The sequence below is a fragment of the Salmonella sp. SAL4457 genome (assembly GCF_046548235.1).
Lineage (GTDB): Bacteria > Pseudomonadota > Gammaproteobacteria > Enterobacterales > Enterobacteriaceae > Salmonella > Salmonella enterica.
In genome coordinates this window covers 1-598 of record NZ_JBGDZO010000030.1, presented here as the reverse complement: position 1 = coordinate 598, position 598 = coordinate 1, and the positions used below count along the sequence as shown (strand labels likewise).

1 pseudogene is annotated in these 598 nt (G+C 70.4%); it reads right to left on the bottom strand.

The window, feature by feature from the left end:
- Positions 1 to 10 precede the first annotated feature (10 nt).
- Positions 11 to 598 (bottom strand): annotated as a pseudogene (gene tpsB1, locus ACLJNW_RS23040) (two-partner secretion system transporter TpsB1); the annotation flags it as partial.

Genomic DNA, 598 nt, shown 5'->3' with positions numbered 1-598 from the left:
TTTAAGTGACAGTGGCGGAGACCCGCCAGGGCTTGTCGCGCTCGCCCTTGAGACGCACCCGGCTGCCGCCGACCTCGCTGCCGGGCACCAGCTCCAGTTGCGCCTGGCGCGACGGCAGGCGGCTCAACTGGTCGACCAGTTGCTCCAGCTCGCGCAGGTCGAGCAACTCGCCGGTCCTGCCCGGAAAGCTCATCGTCAGTTCGCGCGGGCTGGCCAGCGCGGAGCTGTCCAGGCCCTCCAGGCGGCCTTCGACGACGATGATGCGCAGGGTCCCGGAGGCCAGGTCCTGCTGTGGCAGGTAGGCGCGGGTGGTGACGTAGCCGCGATCCAGGTAATGGTCGGTGACGGCCTTGAGCAGCGCATTGAGCTGGCCGACGCCCAGGCAGCGCCCCTGGTAGGGCGCCAGCAGTTGGCGACGCGCGCTTTCGCCGAGGTGCCCGGCGCCTTCCAGCTCGATGCGGCGGATCTCGAAGCAGCGCTCGTCGTCGCCGGAGGCATCCGCAGCGGCGGGCGCTCCCTTGCCGGGCAGTTGCTGGAGTTCCTCCAGGCGCTTGCGCTGTTCGTCCAGCAGGCGCTGCTGGCGGTCGCGGATCAGGTC